This is a genomic window from Streptomyces sp. NPDC001231 (assembly GCF_042896885.1).
Taxonomy (GTDB): domain Bacteria; phylum Actinomycetota; class Actinomycetes; order Streptomycetales; family Streptomycetaceae; genus Streptomyces.
In genome coordinates, this window is sequence record NZ_JBIAXS010000023.1 from 1 (window position 1) to 18,276 (window position 18,276).

The following is an 18,276-nucleotide window of genomic DNA, read 5'->3' on the forward strand; positions in this document are numbered from 1 at the left end:
CGTGAAAGGGAGGTCGTCGTCATGTCCGGCAGATTCCCATGTGGGTGAACCACTCGATCCCCGAACGATCACCGAAGGTTTAATTTCAAGCTGAGCGGGCGCGGCGATATTCCGTGGTCGGCGCGTCGCGGGCGCCGTAGAGTCGGCCGGTCGAACCCTGTGGCCCCTGGCCGAGCGTGGAGAAGTACGGAGATCCGATGAGCGAGCAGCACACCTACCGGGTGATCGTCCGGGGCACCTGGGACGCACTGACCGACGAGGCCCGGGAACGGCTGCGCGCGGAGGCGGACGAGCACGGCATGCTCAGCATGCGGTTCACCGAGGAGGGCTCGCTGTCTTACGAGCCGTCCCCGCTGAAGCACTTCTCGATGCGCTACGTCGTGGTGTGCGACGCGGAGGACGGCGAGGAGATGGCGGCCGCGATCGCGGAGGACCGCGCGGAGACCGCCCTGCGCGGCCTCGGATACGGCTTTCGCGACCTGCGGTCGACCGTCACGGACCTGGACACCATGAAGGTCAACTTCAAGCGCGCATCTCGGCGGTGAGCGCCCACCGCTCGTGGTCGCGCCAGGCCCCGTCGATGAAGAGCATGTCCGGCGAGAAGCCCTCCAGGCGGAAGCCGCAGGCGCGCGCCAGCGCGATCGAGGCGGTGTTGAGCGGCTGCACGTTGATCTCCAGCCGGTGCAGCCGCATCGGGCCGAAGGCGTACCCGATGACGAGGTCGAGGCCCTCGCGCATCAGGCCGCGCCCGGCGGCATGCGCGAAGGCGCCGTAACCGAGCGCTCCCGACCGGAAGGCGCCGTGCACGATGTTGTTGACGTTCACGAACCCGGCGAGGGCGCCCGCGTCCATCTCGCAGACCAGGAAGCCGGCCCTCGCCGGGTCCTCGATCAGCCGCCGGGCGTAGGCGGCGTACGCCTCGGCGGTGGCCGGCGGGAAGAGCCACGGGTGGTGCAGGTCCTCGCTCTCCCGGACCCGGGCGGTGAACTCGGCGCCGTCCTCCCGGGTGAAGGGGCGGATGCCCACGCGGGGCCCCTCGGCGAGGAAGCGGGCTGCGGTGTGCGGCATGCCGTCACCCTACGCGCGGCACCCGCCCGGCCGCGGCGCGGTCAGCGCAGGGCGGGCTCGTCGAGCGTCAACGTCCCCTCGTCGGCGTCGAGTTCGGCCGCGACACCGAAGGGAACCGTCAACGCGCCCTCGCAGTGCCCGAAGCCGAACTCCTCGGCGACGGGCACCCCGAGTCCGCCGAGCCGGTCGGCGAGCAGGGCCCGCACCCGGTCCGGGGTCTCGCAGTCCTTCCAGGAGCCGAGCAGCACCCCGCGCACCCCGTCGAGCCAGCCGGCCCGCAGCAGCTGGGTGAGGTAGCGGTCCAGGCGGTAGGCCTCCTCGCCCACGTCCTCCAGGCACAGCAGACCGCCGGCCGCGCCGGGCCGCGCGTGCGGTGTGCCGAGGTCGGCGGCGAGCAGGGCCAGACAGCCGCCGAGGGTGACGCCCCGGGCCCGCCCGGGGACCAGGGCCGGTCCGCCGGAGACGATCGTGCGGACCGTCTCGGGCGCGAACAGGGTCGCTCGCAGATGCCGCTGCGCCCGGTCGTTCTTGACGAAGTCGACACCGGCGGCCATCGGCCCGTGCAGCGTGACCAGGCCCAGGCGGGTGGCGAACGCCTCGTGCAGCGCGGTGATGTCGCTGAAGCCGACGAACACCTTCGGGCCGGCCGCCCGCATGGCCTCCCAGTCGAGCAGGTCCACCATGCGCTGCGCGCCGTAGCCGCCGCGGGCGCACAGCACCGCGTCCACGGACGGATCGCACCAGGCGCCCTGGAGGTCGGCGGCGCGGTCGCGGTCCGTACCCGCCAGGTAGTCGAACGTGCCGTGCCGGGCCGTCACGTGCGGTGCCACCACCGGATCCAGGTCCCAGCCGCGCAGCACGTCCAGGCCCGCCTGCAACCGCTCCTCGGGCACGGGCCCGCTGGGCGCGACGACGGCCACGCGGGCGCCGGGGGCGAGCCGGGTGGGGCGGACGAGTTCCTTCACGTGCCGAGCTCCAGGGTGGGGATGCCGGCCGGGTCCAGGCCGAAGACCTGAGCGTACAGCGACAGCTCCGCCTCCAGTGCCCGCACCATGGTGTCGGCCCGGCGGAAGCCGTGCCCCTCGCCCTCGAACGCGATGTACGCGTGCGGCACCTGCCGGCCGGCCAGCCGGGCGAGGAACCGCTCGCACTGGGTCGGCGGGCAGATCACGTCGTCCAGGCCCTGGAGCAGCAGGAAGGGCGCCGTGATCCGGTGGGCGTGCTCGGCGGGCGAGCGCTCGGCGTACCGGCCGGGCACCTCGGCGAGCGGCCCGACCAGGGACTCCAGGTACTGCGACTCGAAGTCGTGGGTCTCCCCGGTGCCCCAGGCGGTCAGGTCGAGGATCGGGTAGCTGATCGTGCCGCAGGCGTACACGTCGGTCGTGGTCAGGGAGGCCGCCGTGGTCCAGCCGCCCGCGCTGCCGCCCCGGATCGCCAGCCGGGCGCGGTCGGCGGTGCCCTCGTCGGCGAGGGCGAGCGCGACGGCCGCGCAGTCCTCGACGTCGACGACGCCCCACTGCTCGCGCAGCCGGTTGCGGTACTCGCGGCCGTGCCCGGTGGATCCGCCGTAGTTGACCTCGGCGACCCCGATGCCGCGCGAGGTGAAGTAGGCGATCTCCAGGTCGAGCACGAGAGGCGTCCGGCTGGTGGGTCCGCCGTGCGCCCACACGACGTACGGGGGCAGCTCACCGGCGGGCGCCACGCAGTCGGGGTGGTGCGGCGGATAGATGTGGGCGTGGACCTCCCGGCCGTCCGGCCCGGTGAAGGTGCGGATCCGCGGCTCGGGGTAGTAGGCGGGGTCGACCGGGTCGTCGTGGGCGGCGCCGATCACCCGCGTCCGGCCCGTGCGGGTGTCCAGCTCGACGACCTCGTACGCGCTGCGGGGACTGGCGGCGACCGCGACGACCCGGTCGCCGTGCGCCGCCGGTGCCGCGTCGAACTCCGTCCAGGGGCCCGCCGTGTCGACGACCTCGCCCGTCTCCGGGTCGAGTACGCCGAGGGCGGTGGCGCCGCGACCGTGCACGACCGCGATCAGACCGCTGTCCAGGGGCGCGAACCAGCGCTGGCCCAGCCTCCACAGCGGGCCGCCGAACTCCTCCTCGCGGCAGCACAGGGGCTCACCGTCGCGGTAGAGGTTCCACCAGCCGCTGCGGTCGCTCGCGTACAGCAGCGAGCCGTCGGCGGCCCAGTCCGCCTGGGCGATGGACTCCTCGGGGCCGCCGGCCACCGTGCGGGGCGCGCCGAACGAGCCGTCGGCGCGCACCTGAGCCACCAGCAGCTCCGTGCCGTCCCACGGCATCCTCGGGTGGTCCCAGGCCAGCCAGGCCGCCCGCCGTCCGTCGGGCGAGAGCCGGGGGCCGGTCACGAACCGGTGCCGGTCGTCGGAGAGTTCGCGCACCGCGGCCCGGTCCCCGGCCGCCGACCCGTCCAGCGGTACGGCGGCCAGGACGCGCCGTACGTCGGTGGGCGCCTCCCCGGTGAACTCCTCCAGCACGCACCACACCTCGCCATGTTCCAGGCGCAGTTGGGGTTCGGCCCAGCGCAGTCCGCCGCCCACCGCCGAGAGCGGGGTGAGCGGGCGCGGCTCGCCGCCGGGTTCGTACCGGTACAGGCGCTGGTCGGCGAAGTTCACGAACACCAGCAGCGGCACGCCGTCCACGACGGCTCCCGCCCAGGGCCGGCCGCCGTACTCGATGACGCGGCTGCGCACGTTCCACGGCTCGGGCAGCACCGTGGACTGCGAGCCGTCGGCGTGCCGCCGTACCAGCGCCCGGCGTCCGCCCTCGGCGGGCCGAGGCTCGGTCCACCACACCTCGTCGCCGACGAATCCCGGGAACTCCGGCCTGCCGTCGTGCGCGGCGGCGAGCGCCGCGTCGATGGGCGAGGGCCAGGAACCGCAGGGCAGGGTGCGCATGTTTTCCCCCATCGACTCAGGCGGTCCGCAGGAAGCGGTCCAGGACGCGGACGCCGAAGTGCAGCGCCTCGACGGGGACGCGCTCGTCGACTCCGTGGAACAGGGCGTTGTAGTCGAAGCCCTCGGGCAGCTTCAGCGGCGAGAACCCGTACCCGGTGATGCCCAGCCGGGAGAACTGCTTGGCGTCGGTGCCGCCGGGCATGCAGAACGGCACGACATGGCCCTCGGGCGCGAACTCCCCGACGGCGGCCCGCATCGCCGCGAAGGCCGGCGAGCCGACCGGCGACTGGAGCGCCACCTCGCGGTGCAGGAACTCCCAGTCCACGTCCGGGCCGGTCAGTTCGTCGAGGGTGGCGCGGAACTCCTCCTCGCCGCCGGGCAGATACCGCCCGTCGACATGGGCGACGGCCTCCCCCGGGATCACGTTGACCTTGTAACCCGCCTCGAACATGGTGGGGTTGGCGCTGTTGCGCAGCGTCGCCTCGACCAGCCGGGCGGCCGGCCCCAGCTTGTCCACCAGCGCGTCCACGTCCCGCAGGTCCTCCTCGATGCCGTACAGGGCGGCGAGTTCGGTGAGGGCCGCGCGCACGGTCGGGGTGAGCCGCACGGGCCACTTGTGGGCGCCGATCCGGGCGATCGCCGCGGCGAGCCGGGTCACCGCGTTCTCCCCGTTGACCCGGGAGCCGTGGCCCGCCCGTCCGCGTGCGGAGAGCCGCAGCCAGGCGGTGCCGCGCTCACCGGCGGCGATCGGGTAGATCTGCCGCCCGGTGCCGTCGTGGAAGGTGTACGCCCCCGATTCGCTGACGCCCTCGGTGCAGCCCTCGAACAGACCCGCGTGCCGCTCGGCGAGGAACCCGGCGCCGTCCTCGGCGCTCGCCTCCTCGTCGGCGGTGAAGGCGATCACCACGTCCCGCCGCGGCCGCAGCCCCTGCCGGGCCCAGGCGCGGACCACGGCGAGGATCATCGCGTCCATGTTCTTCATGTCGATCGCGCCCCGGCCCCACACGACCCCGTCGCGGACCTCGCCGGAGAACGGGTGCACGCTCCAGTCCTCGGCACGGGCCGGCACCACGTCCAGGTGACCGTGCACCAGCAGCGCGTCCGCCGACGGGTCGGTGCCCTCGATCCGCGCCACGACGTTGGTCCGCCCCGGGGTGCGCTCCAGGAGCACCGGTTCCAGGCCCGCCCCGGCGAGCCGCTCGGCGGCGTACTCGGCCGCCGGACGCTCCCGGCAGTCGCCGCCGCCCCGGTTGGTGGTGTCGATGCGGATCAGGTCGGACGTGAAGCCGACGACCTCGTCCAGCGCCTGCGCGTCAGCCATACTGCTCCTCGATCGCGGACGAGGCGATCGTGGTGACCGCCTTGAAGGTGCGGATTGCCTCGTGCATGGTGGCGCTGGTGTAGGCCACCTTGCGCTCACCGATCCGGTTCACTCCCGGCACGACGGTGCAGGCCATGGCGAGGTGCTCGGCGTCGAACTCGACCGCTACGGTGAACGGGCCTCCCCTGTACGGTTCGTGACGGACCGCCAGCCCGGCCGCCTGCTTGGCCGCCGCGCGGATGTCGGCGGCGGTGCGGGCCGGCGTACGGCACACGGCCGCGTACCGCGACACATGGTCCTTCACCGCGACCTTGAGCGCCCCTGGCGCGTACCCGAGGGCGTCCTCGCAGGCCACGTCGTCCCCGGTGACCAGCACCACCGGCACCCCGTACTCGGCGACCACATGGGCGTTGAGCAGCCCCTCGCTGGCCCGTACGTCGTTCAGCCACACCCCCGTGATGGAGTTGGCGAGATAGGTGTGGGCGAGGACGCCCTCCATGCCGGCGCCCGCGTGATAGCCGACGAAGGCGATGCCGTCCACGTCACCGTGCTGCACGCCCTCCACCATGGACAGCGACTTGTGCCGTCCGGTGAGCATCTGCGCCCGCTCGTCCAGCCGCTCGAGCAGCAGGTTGCGCATGGTCCAGTGCGCCTCGTTCACGAGGACCTCGTCGGCGCCCCCGTCGAAGAAGCCGCGTACGGCCGCGTCGACGTCCGAGGTGAACATCGCCCGGCACCGCTCCCACTGCGGCGTTCCCGGCAGCACGTCGGCAGGCCAGGTGACACCGGTCGCGCCCTCCATGTCGGCGCTGATGAGGATCTTCATGGAGCGTCACGTTACGCGCCGATCAGCGAACCGGCTACGGAGAGGCGGTGAAAGCCGGCGGGTGGGCGAACGGCGGGGACACACCCCTCTCGCCTCCGGCGCCCCGGGCACCGGGGGATGCCGGGGGCGGGCGTGACGGGCGGTGCGGCCCTCAGCGTTCCAGGAAGTCGAAGAGGTCTTCCCAGCTCTGGGTGATGACGTCCGGGTCGAACCGGTGGGCGCTGCGCAGGGCCTCGTCGCCCATCGTGTCGCGCAGCCGCTCGTCGGCCATCAGGCGCACAAGGTGACGGGCGAGTTCGGAGGTGTTGCCGGGGCGGGCGAGCAGGCCGTTCTCCTCGTGGGCGACGATCTCGCGGACGCCGGGCGCGCAGTCGAACGCCACGCACGGCACGCCGGTCGCCATGGCTTCCAGCAGGACCAGCGGGAAGCCCTCGCCACGCGAGGCCTGGACGAAGACGGAGGAGGCGCGCAACGCGCCGGGCACGTCGTCGGTCTGCCCGGCGAAGTCGACGGAGTCCTCCAGGCCGAGTTCCGCGCACTGCCGCTTGAGCTCCGCCTCTGCCTCTCCCCTGCCGTAGATGCGCAGGGTCCAGCCGGGCTGCTTCGGCACGGCCTCGGCCCAGGCGTCCAGGAGCATGTCGACGCCCTTCTCATGGGAGAGCCGGCCGACGTTCACGACGACCTTCTCGGTGCGTGGCGAGGGGGAGTCGGGCACGATGGACAGCGGGTTGGGCATGAAGCCGACGTTGTTCATGCCCTCGACCCCCCAGCGGTCGGCGTCCTCCCGGGTGAGTGCCAGCAGCCGGTCGACGTCCTTGAAGTACTTCTTCACGCGCGCGAAGCGGGACGACTTGCGGGACGTCTCGTAGGACTCGTGGGTCATGCCGATGATGCGGTGCCCGGCGGTGTCCGCGAGGGCCACCCACTCCATCGCCCACACCTGGGGGACGATGATCATCGCGCCGGGCCGGGCGTCCTGGAACAGCGACGAGAGCCGGCTCGCGGCGGTCCGCATGTGGGTCTCGTGGCGGCGCAGCGCCGGGTCGAAGCGGCCGAGCAGGCGGCGCGGCCTGGGCCGGCCCGGCGGACGCCGGGCGTACAGCGTCACGGTCCGGAACGGCGGCTGGTCGCCGAGGGCCATCGGATGGTTGGGCGGGGCGATGCCGACGACGGTGACCCGGTGTCCGCGCCCGGCCAGCAGCCCGGCCATCTGGATCTGCCAGCGGCACACACCGCCGAGTTCGTTGACCTCGTTGGCCACGAAGAAGATGTCGCGCTCGGTCATCGGGTCTCTCCTGCGGGGCCGAAGAACCGGTCCACGATCTGCGCCGCGGCGTCGCCGCGGTCGTACTCGCCGTACTTGTCCACGAACTCCTTCAGCCGTGCCTCGTATTTCGACTGCACGGTGCTCAGGTCGCCGATCACCGCGAACAGTTCGCCGTCGGTGCGTGTGACGGGGCCCGGTGCCTCGGCGAGCAGGTCGAAGTAGGTGCCGCGGGTGTCCTGGGCGTACTCCTCCCAGTCGTGGGCGTGGAACACGATGGGACGCCGGAGCAGCGCGTAGTCGAACATCACCGACGAATAGTCGGTGATCAGGCAGTCGGCGAGCAGCAGCAGCGGGGTGATGTCCGGTTCGGCGCTGACGTTGATCACGCGTCCCGCGACCGACGGCGGCAGGGTGAGCTGGTTCAGGTAGTGCGCTCGGACGAGGAGGGTGTGGTCGTCGCCGAAGCGGGCGGCGAAGTCCTCGATGTCGAAGGGGAACTCGAAGTCCCGTACGCGGCCGTCGGGATGGGTGCGGAACGTCGGCGCGTACAGCAGCACCCGCCGGTCCGGGGCGAGGCCCAGCCGCTCGGCCAGCCGCTGTGCGTCGGCGGGCAGCGGTGCCCCCTCACGGACCCGCACCAGGGCGTCGTTGCGCGGGTAGCCGGTGCGCAGCAGCTTCTCCTCGGGGATGCGGTAGGCGCGGGCGAGGGTGCGCACGTCGTGCTCGCCGCGGACCACGAAGTGGTCGAAGCGGTCCAGCGCCTGCTGGTAGGAGCGCTGCTCCGGCTCGGACAGCATCCGGTAGGTGGGCTCGTCGAAACCCATCCGCTTCAGCGCCGAGCCGTGCCAGGTCTGGATGTACGTCGTCCCGGGGCGTTTGGCGAGCCGCAGCGGGTAGCCCTGGTTGTCGATCCAGAACTCCGCCTGGGCGAGCGCCTTGAGGTAGCGCCAGGACCAGCGGCGCACGAGCTCCACGTCCTGCGGGAAGCCCGTGGGGCGCTCGCCGGCGTACGACCAGATCGGGGTGATCGGCGTCTTGCGGCGGCGCAGTTCCTCGAAGATGGCGCGCGGGCTGTCGCTGTACTGCTTGCCGAGGTGGCTCTCGAAGACGACCGTGCCCTTGCGGACGGGCAGCCTGCGCAGCATGCGGTCGTAGACCTGGAGCTTGCGGGTGCCGGAGTTCAGGTCGCGGCGCACGGCCCGCAGCGTGCGGTAGGCGCGCTTGGCGGCCCGCGCGGGGCGCCCGTGCAGATTGCGCTCCACGGCGGCGCGGCCGGTGCGGGCGAGCCGGCCCTGCTGGGTGAGCCGGAAGGCCAGGTGGCCCTTGGCGGACACCTGCGCCTCGACCCGGTCGGCCATGAGTCGGGTCAGGCGGGGCCGGACGGGCAGGGACTCGGCGTTCTCCAGGTCGACGGCGCCGACGGTGAGCCGGCTGGTGGTGCGCTTGCCGCCGGCGGTCAGGTGCAGCCGGACGTCCCACACGTCGTCGATGATGCCGAGTGGTCTGAGCCGCCGGGCCAGCGGCACCTGGGCCCGCCAGGCGATCACGTCGCCCTCGTGGCGCGGGGCGGGCACCGGGAAGCGGAAGGTCTGGAGGCTGCGGCGGCGGGCCCGGAACTCCAGCTCGGCGCCGAGCTCGGCGCCGGGGTCGATGGTGTGCAGCGGGTTGACGATCTCGCCGGCGAGCACCACGTCGCCGCCGTGGACCGCGTACTCGGTGAGCCGGTTGCGCAGGGCCATCCGGTTCAGCGGCCTGGCGTGGTAGCCGAGGGTCGTGACGTCCAGGACGGCGCGCATGTCGGGGTCGTCGAGGTAGCGGTCGCTCCAGTAGACACGGCCACCCCGCTCGGCCAGCGGTGCGGAGATCTTGTGCCGGTTGATGAGGGTGTCGATGGCCGGCATCAGGTCCGTCCAGTCCTCGCGCAGCAGCAGCTGGGCGCAGATGGCGTGGACGCGGTCGAGCTCGGCGTAGGCGGCCTCGGGGAAGTCCTGGACGTAGCCGCGGGCGAGTTCGGCGAAGCGGTGGCGGTAGTCGTCGTCGAGGAAGGGCAGATCCCGCAGGTACAGCACCAGGTCGTGCTTGAGGAACTTGATGTCCTTGCGCAGCTTCAGCTCGTCCTGGCCCTGGCGGTCCAGGATGGCGTCGATGCGGCGGTGGATCTCGACCCGGTCGGCGAAGTTGCTGATCTCGCCGCGCCGGTTGCTGATCGACTTGACGGCGGTCTTCTGGACGACGTTCCAGTGGTAGACCGTGTTGGGGATGAGGGTGATCCGCTGCGCGGCCAGATAGGCCTGCGCGGAGAAGAGCAGGTCCTCGTAGTGGATGCCCCGGGGGAAGGCGAGCTCGTTGTCGATCAGGAACCGGCGCCGGTAGCACTTGTTGGTCGACAGGGTGTCGAAGACGAACAGGTCCGGCAGCTCGGCGACGGAGTCCAGCGTGCGGGTGCTCTGGTACAGCCAGGGGTACCAGAGCACGCGCTTGTCGTGCCGGCTGTCGGTGTGAACCCGGACACACAGGCCGGAGACGAGGTCGGCGTCGGTGCGGTCGGCGGCCTCGATCATGTTGCGGCAGGCGTTCCGCTCCAGGGTGTCGTCGCTGTCCAGGAACATCACGTACCGGCCGCGGGCCACCTTGACGCCCTGGTTGCGGGGCTCTCCGCAGCCGCCGCTGTTCTCCGGGAGCCGGATCGCCCGCACCCGGTCGGGATGGGCCGCGGCGAGCGCCTGCGCCACCTCGTGGGAGCCGTCCGTCGAGCAGTCGTCGGCGATGACCACCTCGACATTGCGAAGTGTTTGCTCGAGGACGGAACCCACGGCTGTCGGAAGTCGCTCTTCGTCGTTGTAGACGATGACGACGACACTGACGTCCGGCTCCGGCGCGACGATCGACACGGCCACCTCTCGTCTCTGTTCCGTTCGGTCTGCGGGGGGGGTGGGCGTAACCCTACAGCGTGTAGGGACAACTTCGGCCCCCACCCCCTTCAAACTACGCCAATGCGACAATACGCCGTCCCACTGACACGCAGAGCACGACCGCCGAGCCGGTCAGTGGGTGCGGCCCGCCACGAACCACCTCGACGGCAGCTCGATACGGATCCCGTCGGAGGTGAACTCGGTCGTGAACAGGGGCATTTCGCCGCCCGCCAGGACGGTGAGGCCGGCCGAGCGGAGGTACTCCGGCACGGCGGTGTCGGCGACTTCGCCGGGCGTGATGCCATGCCGGAGGACCGGGGCGAGCTTGGGCGGCGGACCTGCGGGGTCCCGCGCGAGCCCGCCAAGTACCAGGCGGGCGGACTCGGACGGTTCGACGAGGAAGACCCGGCCGCGCGTGCCGACGACGGCGGCGATGCCGTCGGCGAGTGCCTGCCGGTCGTCCGGATCGCACTGGTGCAGCACACCCCGCATGTACACGTTTACGTCACCCAGCTCGGCGTGCAGCGTCTCCGCCTCGCTCTTGTCGGTGGCGTCCAGCACCCGGTACGCGGCCCGGCCGGCGCGGTCGCCGCGCCGGGCGTGTTCGACGGCCGCCGTGGCGATGTCGACGCCGACGACGCGCCCGAAGCGCTCGGCGAGGTAACGGGTCTGCGTGCCGTTGCCGCACCCCAGGTCGACCAGGGGCAGCTCCGGGTCGGCCAAGTGCGGTCGGAGCAGCGGCAGATGGAGACCGGCGGTCACCTCGGGCCCGGCGTCCCAGAACACCGACCCCGGCTCCTCGGACACCTCGTTCCAGAACCCCTCCCACGCCTGCCGGTACCGGCTCGTCGCACTCATGCCCAACTCCCCTGCAAGACAGCCTTGTTCCGTCACAACCGACGGGTCCCTCCGGTCTACCGGCCAAGGCCCGCACCCCACAACCACCGGCTGCGAGAGCGGAACCGGGAGCACGGGACCCTCGAACGGCGGCGTGCCGGGGGCGGGTCAGCGGCGAGGCAGGGGGAGTTCGAACCAGACCGTCTTGCCGGTGTTCGTACGGCTCGTGCCCCACTCCCGGGCGAGGGTGCTGACCACCCGCAGGCCCCGGCCGGACGCGTCGGCCGGCCCGGCGCTCAGCAGGGTGGGCAGGTCGTGGTCGTCGTCCTCCACCTCGCACAGCAGGGTGTCGCCACGGACGAGGCGCAGTTCGACGGGTCGGCCGCGGGAGTGCCGTACGGCGTTGGTGACCAGCTCGCTGACCATCAGCTCGGTGGGGTCGGTGAGCCGGGCCAAACCCCACTCGCGCAGGTGCTCACGGACCACGGCGCGGGCCCGGCCCACCTCGGCGGGATCGCGGGCCAGGCGCCACTCGGCGACGTCGTCCGGCTCGATGCCGTTCAGGCGGGCCATCAGCAGCGCCACGTCGTCCTTGCGGCCCCCGCGCGTGTTCAGGGCGCGGATGATCGTGTCGCAGGCGTCGTCCATGGACGCGGCCGGGTGGGCGGCGGACTCGCACAGTGTGGCGAGACCCACACCGATGTCCTCGCCGCGCACCTCGACCAGCCCGTCGGTGCACATCACCAGCCGGTCGCCGGGCCGCACGGGGACGCGTACCGCCTCGAAGGGCACCCCGCCGACGCCGATGGGCGCCCCCGTGGGCAGGTCCAGCAGCTCGCTGCGGCCGTCGCCCGCGCGCACCAGGACGGGCGGGATGTGGCCGGCGTTGGCGAGGTGCACCTCGCCCGCGATCGGGTCGTACACGGCGTACAGGCACGTCGCCAGGTAGGTGTCGCCGAGCCGCTGCGCGAGGTCGTCCAGATTGCGCAACAGTTGGGCGGGCGGCAGGTCGAGCGCGGCCATGGTCTGCACGGCCGTGCGCAACTGACCCATCATCGCGGCCGAGTTCAGTCCGTGCCCCATGACGTCGCCGACGACCAGGGCGGTGCGGGCCCCGGGCAGCTTGACCGAGTCGAACCAGTCGCCGCCGACCCGGCCGAGCAGTGTGCCGGGCAGATAGCGGGTGGCGATGTCGCAGCCCGCCATCCGCGCCGGGATGCTCGGCAGCATGCTGTCCTGGAGGGTCTCGGCGACGCTCTCCTGGTACGTGTACATGCGCGCGTTGTCGAGCACGAGGCCTGCGCGGGCGGCGAGTTCGGCGCCGGTGACCCGGTCCATGTCGTTGAACTCGGCGCGCTCCGGGTGGCGCAGCAGGATCATGAAGCCGAGGACGACGTCGCGCGCCTTGAGCGGTACGACGAGCATCGAGCGGTGGGTGATCAGCGGCCGGATGTCGCGCTTCTCGAACTGCGAGGCGATGGCGTGGCCCATCTCCTCGCTGATCCGCGGCACGAGCACGGGCTCGCCGGAGGTCATGCACTGGAAGAACGGCGTGTGTGCCGGGAACGGCATGGCCTCGCCGACCGGCACGACGTCGTCCCAGCGGCCCGGTTCGTCGTTGTGCTCGACGGCCACCCGGTGCCACATGGTCCTGGTGTCCGGCACGCCCTCCGGGAACCCCTCCCCGGCGACGACCTGTTCGCGCAGATAGGTGCCGGCGACGTCGGTGAAGCGCGGGACGACGGCCCGGCTGACCTCGACGATGGTCCGCGCGAGGTCGAGCGAGGTGCCGATCCTGCCGCTGACCTCGTTGAGGAACTCCAGGCGCTCGCGCACGGCGGCGTACTCGAGGTCCTCGCCCTCGTCGTCGGCCGCTTCCCCCGGTGAGAGCAGTCCCCGGGCCGCCGCCCGCGTGGCCCGCTCGCGGCGCGCCCTGCGCTCGACGCGCCGCGGCACACCCCAGTCGGGGGTGACGGGCACCCGGTCGTTCCGGCTGAACTCCAGTACCGGATAGCCCAGTTCGAGCATCTGCGCGACGATGCGGGCGCTCTCGCCGACGCTCATGCTGGGCAGGATCTCGGGCAGCCGGCGCGCGAGTTCGTCGGCGCCGGGGAAGTCGGTGTGCAGGGCGAAGGCCGGCGCGATGCGTTCGAACGCGCCCGCCTCCCCGGCCCGGTCCGCGTCTGCGTGCACGTCCCCGTGCCCGTCGCCGTGGCGCAGCCCGTCCGCGTCGGCGGCGAGCACGAGGAGCCGCTCCCGCCCCGGGCCGACCAGCGGGTACGCCCACCACAGGACGTCCACCCGGTCCCTTTCCGGCCCGGCGAGCCGGGCCCGGCCGGCGGCCGGGTAGGACAGCCGCCCGTCCAGCGAGGACTCCAGACCGGGCCCGAGCCCGTCATAGCCGTCGTGGGACCGGTAGGGAGCGCCGTCCGCCTCGTCGGGCAGGGCGCCGGAGACGGGCAGCAGGTCGGACACCGGCCTGCCGATCGCCTCTTCCTTGGCTCTGCCGAGCAGTCGCCCCGCACCCCTGCTCCAGTGCGACACCAGGCCGTCGTGGTCGACCACGACCACGGCCAGTGGGATCCGTCCGGCCGGGACGTCCGCCGCCACCGCGCGGCCACCGGCTCCGCGGCCCGCAGGTACGTCCCTTTCGGTGCCACGGTCCATGACCCCAGGCCCCTCTCCCCACGGCTCCCCAAGATCTGTTCCCCCGGGGACCACGGTACGGGGACGGCCCGTCACGATGTGCGGCAACAAGCGAATTGGCGTCAGGGGGGAGCCCACCGGTGCGCGGTGCGCTCCCCCCTGACGAGCTGCTCAGTCCTCGTGCCCGAGCTGGAGATCCCGTTCCGTGCGTCCTCCGCCCGCCACCTGGAGCACCGTGGCGACGGGCGGGTAGCCGGCCGCGATCACGGTGTACTCGCCGGAGGACAGATCGACGAACCGGAACGTCCCGTCGGGTCCGGTGGTGAGCGTGTCGACGACGTTGCCCGCGGCGTCGAGGAGGGTGACGCGCGCGTCCTCGACGGGCCGCCCGCCGCTGGCCCGGACGGTCCCGCGCAGCACGGCCCCGCCCGCGAGCTCGACGTCCTGGCGGGTCTCCCGCGCGGCCTGCACGCTGACCGGCAGCGCGGCCGGGCGGAAGGCGGGGGCGCTGGCGGCGAGGGTGTACTCCCCGGCGACGAGTTCGGTGATGGCGTAGCCGCCCTCGCGCCCGCTGCGGGTGCTGGCGACGACCTCGCCGTGCACATTGGTCAGGGTGACGGTGGCGTCTCGCACGGGGCTGCCGTCGGCGGTGCGCACGGTGCCCGTGAGGCGCCCTGCGCCGCCGAGGACGACGTCGAGTTCGACGGGCCGCTCGCCGACGGTCACGGAGACGGCCTGAGGCTGGTGCCCGCCGGCCGCGGCGATCAGGACGTACGAGCCGGTGCCCGGCGTGGACAGCGCGTACCGCCCGTCGTCGCCGCTCGCGCCCCGGCCGATCTGCTGTCCCGCGACGTCGATCAGGGTGAGCGCCGCGCGGGGCACGACCGTGCCGTCCGGATGCTGCACGGTGCCGCAGACGGGCACGCCGGCGGCGAAGGGTGAACGGGCCTGCGGCACGGTGGGGTTCAAGGGCGCGGTCTCCGGGTCGGTCACGTGGGCGTTGTGGGACACCAGTGGTTTCTCCTTGAGGAAGAAGGCGATGAGCAGGCCGAGGACGAGCACCGGCACCAGGTAGAGGAAGATCCGCGGCATGGCGTCCGCGTACGCCCCCACGTAGGCGTCGCGCAGGGCGGGCGGCAGTGCCCGCACGGCCTGCGGGGTGATCGACTCGGGGTCGGGGAGGGCGGCACCCGCGCGCGTGGGGACACGGTCGCGCAGGGCGTCGGTGAGCCGGCCGGCGAACAGGGTGCCGAAGACGGCGGCGCCCACGCTGCCGCCGATCTGCCGGAAGTAGTTGTTGGCGCTGGTCGCCGTGCCGAGGTCGGCGGGGCGCACCGAGTTCTGCACGGCGAGCACCAGCACCGGCATCACCAGGCCGATCCCGGCGCCGAGTACGGCCATCCAGACGCTGTACTGGAGCCGCGACGTGTCGACTTCGAGCCGGGACAGCAGCCACATGCCGAGGGCGGACAGGGCGCTGCCGAGGACGGGGTAGATCCGGTAGCGGCCGGTGTGGCTGATGAGCTGCCCGGAGACGATGGACGCGCCCACGATGCCGCCCATCATGGGCAGCATCAGCAGTCCGGACTCGGTGGCCGAGGCGCCGTCGACCATCTGGAGGAAGGTGGGCAGGTAGCTGGCCGCCCCGAACAGCGCGACGCCGACGACGAGTCCGACCAGGCCGCTGACGTTGAACACGGAGTCGCGGAACAGCCTGAGCGGGATGAGGGGCTCGGCGGCGAAGCGCTCGGCGACGACGAAGAGCGCGGTGGCGGCGACGGCGCCCGCGCCCAGCCCCAGGATGACCCGTGAACCCCAGGCGTACTCGGTGCCGCCCCAGCTGGTCAGCAGCACCAGGCAGGTGGAGGCGGCGGTCAGCAGCAGGGCGCCCGGCACGTCGAACCGGGCCTTCACCCGTGGTCTGGGCAGCTTCAGCACGACGGTGATCACGGCCAGGGTGACCAGGCCGAACGGCACGTTGATGTAGAAGCACCACCGCCAGGACAGGTGGTCGGTGAAGTAGCCGCCGAGCAGCGGCCCGGCGACGGAGGCGAGGCCGAAGGCCGCGCCGATCAGTCCCATGAACCGGCCGCGCTGCCGGGGCGGCACGATGTCCGCGATGATGGCCTGCACACCGATCATCAGTCCGCCCGCGCCGACGCCCTGCACGGCGCGGAAGGCGATGAGCTGGTCCATGGTCTGCGCCCGTCCGGCGAGCGCGGAGCCAGCGACGAAGACGGCGATGGCGAACTGGAAGACGCCCTTGCGGCCGATCAGGTCGCCGAGCTTGCCGTAGACGGGCAGGCCGACGGTGGCGGTGAGCAGGTAGGCGGTGATCGCCCAGGACATCCGGTCCAGGCCGTGCAGCTCGCCGACGACCTTCGGCAGCGCGGTGGCGACGATCATCTGGTCGAGCGCGGCCAGCAGCAGCGCGAGCATCAGCCCGACGAAGACCAGCCGCACCCGGCGGGGGCCGAGCCGCGGGGCGGGGGCCGGCGGCGGGGCGGGGATTCTGGGGGGCGCCGCGACCGGCTCGTCCTGCACCAGAGTGATCCCGCCCACGTACCGCTCCCTCGTCGCACCTGCCGCACGATTGCCGCGCAATGCGACAACTGTGGGCAAGGCGACGAGTTACGGCGGGCCTCCGGTCCGGGGGGAGATCCACTCGAACCGGTGAGATGTCAACGACGCCCGTCGGCAGAGGAGTTGCTCCAGAAGGCTACTTCTCGACCTCGGTGGCGAGCTTGGCGAGCATCGCGTCGTAGATCCGGGCGAGGCCCTTGGGGGCGAACGTCCTCTCGAAGAAGCCGCCGATGCCCCCGGCCCCCTTCCAGGTGGTGGTGACCACGACGCGGGACTTGCCCTCGCCGGCCGGGGTGACGCGCCAGACGGTGACCATGGAGGAGTTGCGGTCCTTCTCGACCAGCTCGCCGTCGGTGGGCTCGGACACCTCCATCAGGCAGTCGCGGACCCGCTTGCTCGTGGCCTGGAGCTTCCAGTGGACGAGGGTGCCCTCGCCGTCGCCGCCCTCGCGCACCTCGTACTCGCTGAAGTGCTCGGGCAGCACCTTCGGGCGGGTGCCGCTGTAGTCGGCGACCGCGTCGAACACCGTCTCCGCGTCGGCGGCGACGACCCGCTCCGTAGTGGCCTCGACCTGCGCCATGGCTTCCTCCAGGACATCCGTTCTCAGGCTTGGGGCAAGCCAATCACCCCGCCGCCCGGGGCCCCAAATCGGAGCCCCGGCAAGTGATCGAACACGGCACAGCGGGCGATCGGAAAAGGCGTCCGTGCGGTCACCCGCACGATCAAGGGAACATGTGTTCTATTCTGTGGTGAGCACTACCGGTGAGCACTACCGAGGAGGCGCCATGCGCTGGGACAACCTCACCGTGGACCCGGGGAACTCCGGGGACTCCGGTCACAGCCGGGCCGACGCCGCGCTCTTCGGGGCGGACGCGGTCACCACACGTACCTTCGACACTCCCGAGTTCCGCGGGATCACCTTCCACGAGATCCGGGCCCGCTCGATCATCAACCGGGTGCCGGGTGCCTCGCGCATGCCCTTCGAGTGGACGGTCAATCCGTACCGCGGCTGTACGCACGCGTGCGTGTACTGCTTCGCGCGCAAGACGCACAGCTATCTGGACCTCGACACGGGCATCGGCTTCGACACGCAGATCGTGGTCAAGGTGAACGCCCCGGAGCTGCTGCGCCGCCAGCTGGCCTCGCGCCGCTGGCACGGCGAGCACATCGCCATGGGCACGAACGTGGACTGCTACCAGCGGGCCGAGGGCCGCTACCGGCTGATGCCGGGCATCCTGAGCGCGCTGCGCGACCACGCGAACCCCTTCTCGATCCTGACCAAGGGCACGCTGATCCTGCGCGACCTGGACCTGCTCACCCAGGCGGCCGAGGTCACCGACGTGGGCGTCTGCGTCTCGGTGGGCTTCACCGACACCGAGCTGTGGCGCACCGTCGAGCCGGGCACCCCCGCGCCCGAGCGGCGCCTGGACGTCGTACGCACCCTCGGGGAGCACGGCATCGGCTGCGGGGTGCTGATGGCGCCGGTGATCCCGTTCCTGAGCGACCGGCCGGCTCAACTGCGGGACACCGTAAGGGAGATCGCGGCAGCCGGGGCCACCTCCGTCACCCCGCTGGTGCTGCATCTGCGGCCCGGCGCCCGCGAGTGGTTCATGGCCTGGCTCGAACAGCACCACCCACACCTCGTGCGCCGCTACGAGCGGCTGTACGCCGAGGGCGCCTACGCCCCCAAGTGGTACCAGCGCCGGATCACCCGTCAGGTGCACGAGCTGGCACGGGAGTACGGGATCGGCCCGGCGCGCGCGGGAGCGGCCCGCCGCATCCAGCCGGCCGGGCCGACGCCGCCCCCGATGCCCGAACCGACTCAACTCACGCTGATTTGAGATCGTTCGAGCGCATCACCCGGCCCAATTGGGTCAAGAATTGTCAGAACGCGTTCTTCCG

At 72.4% G+C, this 18,276-nt stretch carries 13 protein-coding genes; 2 read left to right on the forward strand and 11 right to left on the reverse strand.

What is annotated here, in order from left to right; translation table 11 throughout:
• Positions 1-197: 197 nt before the first annotated feature.
• Positions 198-545, forward strand: a complete 348-nt coding sequence (locus ACFY3J_RS25865) for a DUF6204 family protein (protein WP_141356765.1) — start codon at positions 198-200, stop codon at positions 543-545.
• On the opposite strand, the gene ACFY3J_RS25870 is transcribed toward ACFY3J_RS25865, so the two are convergent.
• The 11 genes from ACFY3J_RS25870 to ACFY3J_RS25920 all read right to left on the reverse strand — a co-directional run bounded on the left by ACFY3J_RS25870 (position 523) and on the right by ACFY3J_RS25920 (position 16,954).
• On the reverse strand, positions 523-1,068 hold the full coding sequence (locus ACFY3J_RS25870; protein WP_384185003.1) for a GNAT family N-acetyltransferase: 546 nt from the start codon (positions 1,066-1,068) through the stop codon (positions 523-525). The genes ACFY3J_RS25865 and ACFY3J_RS25870 overlap by 23 nt on opposite strands.
• A 41-nt stretch (positions 1,069-1,109) precedes the next feature.
• The gene (locus tag ACFY3J_RS25875; RefSeq protein ID WP_384185000.1) at positions 1,110-2,033 is read right to left on the reverse strand and encodes an LD-carboxypeptidase; all 924 of its coding nucleotides are present in this window, start codon (positions 2,031-2,033) and stop codon (positions 1,110-1,112) included.
• The gene (locus tag ACFY3J_RS25880; RefSeq protein ID WP_384184998.1) at positions 2,030-3,982 is read right to left on the reverse strand and encodes an LpqB family beta-propeller domain-containing protein; all 1,953 of its coding nucleotides are present in this window, start codon (positions 3,980-3,982) and stop codon (positions 2,030-2,032) included. The genes ACFY3J_RS25875 and ACFY3J_RS25880 overlap by 4 nt, the downstream gene beginning before the upstream one ends.
• Before the next feature lie 16 nt (positions 3,983-3,998).
• The gene (locus ACFY3J_RS25885; protein ID WP_384184995.1) at positions 3,999-5,303 is read right to left on the reverse strand and encodes a M20/M25/M40 family metallo-hydrolase; all 1,305 of its coding nucleotides are present in this window, start codon (positions 5,301-5,303) and stop codon (positions 3,999-4,001) included.
• On the reverse strand, positions 5,296-6,129 hold the full coding sequence (locus ACFY3J_RS25890; protein ID WP_384184993.1) for a M55 family metallopeptidase: 834 nt from the start codon (positions 6,127-6,129) through the stop codon (positions 5,296-5,298). Before ACFY3J_RS25890 ends, ACFY3J_RS25885 begins: the two co-directional genes overlap by 8 nt.
• A gap of 151 nt (positions 6,130-6,280) precedes the next feature.
• Complete coding sequence (locus ACFY3J_RS25895) at positions 6,281-7,414, reverse strand: glycosyltransferase (protein ID WP_390841832.1); 1,134 nt, start codon at positions 7,412-7,414, stop codon at positions 6,281-6,283.
• Positions 7,411-10,287 (reverse strand): CDP-glycerol glycerophosphotransferase family protein, encoded by a 2,877-nt coding sequence (locus ACFY3J_RS25900; protein WP_390841833.1) that lies wholly within the window; start codon positions 10,285-10,287, stop codon positions 7,411-7,413. The genes ACFY3J_RS25895 and ACFY3J_RS25900 overlap by 4 nt, the downstream gene beginning before the upstream one ends.
• 153 nt (positions 10,288-10,440) lie before the next feature.
• Entirely contained in the window at positions 10,441-11,166 is a 726-nt protein-coding gene (locus tag ACFY3J_RS25905; protein WP_390841834.1) for a class I SAM-dependent methyltransferase, read from the reverse strand.
• Between the two features lie 147 nt (positions 11,167-11,313).
• Positions 11,314-13,812, reverse strand: a complete 2,499-nt coding sequence (locus tag ACFY3J_RS25910) for a SpoIIE family protein phosphatase (RefSeq protein ID WP_384184981.1) — start codon at positions 13,810-13,812, stop codon at positions 11,314-11,316.
• A gap of 150 nt (positions 13,813-13,962) precedes the next feature.
• Positions 13,963-16,353: an MFS transporter gene (locus tag ACFY3J_RS25915; RefSeq protein WP_384184978.1), complete on the reverse strand. Its 2,391-nt coding sequence runs from the start codon at positions 16,351-16,353 to the stop codon at positions 13,963-13,965.
• Between the two features lie 157 nt (positions 16,354-16,510).
• A complete protein-coding gene (locus tag ACFY3J_RS25920) occupies positions 16,511-16,954 on the reverse strand; it encodes an SRPBCC family protein (protein ID WP_390841835.1) in 444 nt (147 codons plus the stop codon).
• Positions 16,955-17,159: 205 nt separating this feature from the next.
• On the opposite strand from ACFY3J_RS25920, the gene ACFY3J_RS25925 reads away from it, so the two are divergent.
• Positions 17,160-18,215 carry an Rv2578c family radical SAM protein gene (locus tag ACFY3J_RS25925; protein ID WP_384184972.1) on the forward strand — a complete coding sequence of 352 codons (1,056 nt, stop codon included), beginning with the start codon at positions 17,160-17,162 and terminating at the stop codon, positions 18,213-18,215.
• The last annotated feature ends 61 nt before the right edge of the window (positions 18,216-18,276 follow it).

Excerpts from the sequence above, each read along its gene's own strand:
- ACFY3J_RS25865 (WP_141356765.1), top strand. The coding sequence starts at position 198 with ATGAGCGAGCAGCACACCTACCGGGTGATCGTCCGGGGCACCTGGGAC.
- ACFY3J_RS25905 (WP_390841834.1), bottom strand. The coding sequence starts at position 11,166 with ATGAGTGCGACGAGCCGGTACCGGCAGGCGTGGGAGGGGTTCTGGAAC.
- ACFY3J_RS25890 (WP_384184993.1), bottom strand. The coding sequence starts at position 6,129 with ATGAAGATCCTCATCAGCGCCGACATGGAGGGCGCGACCGGTGTCACC.
- ACFY3J_RS25910 (WP_384184981.1), bottom strand. The coding sequence starts at position 13,812 with ATGGACCGTGGCACCGAAAGGGACGTACCTGCGGGCCGCGGAGCCGGT.
- ACFY3J_RS25925 (WP_384184972.1), top strand. The coding sequence starts at position 17,160 with ATGCGCTGGGACAACCTCACCGTGGACCCGGGGAACTCCGGGGACTCC.
- ACFY3J_RS25920 (WP_390841835.1), bottom strand. The coding sequence starts at position 16,954 with ATGGCGCAGGTCGAGGCCACTACGGAGCGGGTCGTCGCCGCCGACGCG.
- ACFY3J_RS25895 (WP_390841832.1), bottom strand. The coding sequence starts at position 7,414 with ATGACCGAGCGCGACATCTTCTTCGTGGCCAACGAGGTCAACGAACTC.
- ACFY3J_RS25885 (WP_384184995.1), bottom strand. The coding sequence starts at position 5,303 with ATGGCTGACGCGCAGGCGCTGGACGAGGTCGTCGGCTTCACGTCCGAC.
- ACFY3J_RS25880 (WP_384184998.1), bottom strand. The coding sequence starts at position 3,982 with ATGCGCACCCTGCCCTGCGGTTCCTGGCCCTCGCCCATCGACGCGGCG.
- ACFY3J_RS25870 (WP_384185003.1), bottom strand. The coding sequence starts at position 1,068 with ATGCCGCACACCGCAGCCCGCTTCCTCGCCGAGGGGCCCCGCGTGGGC.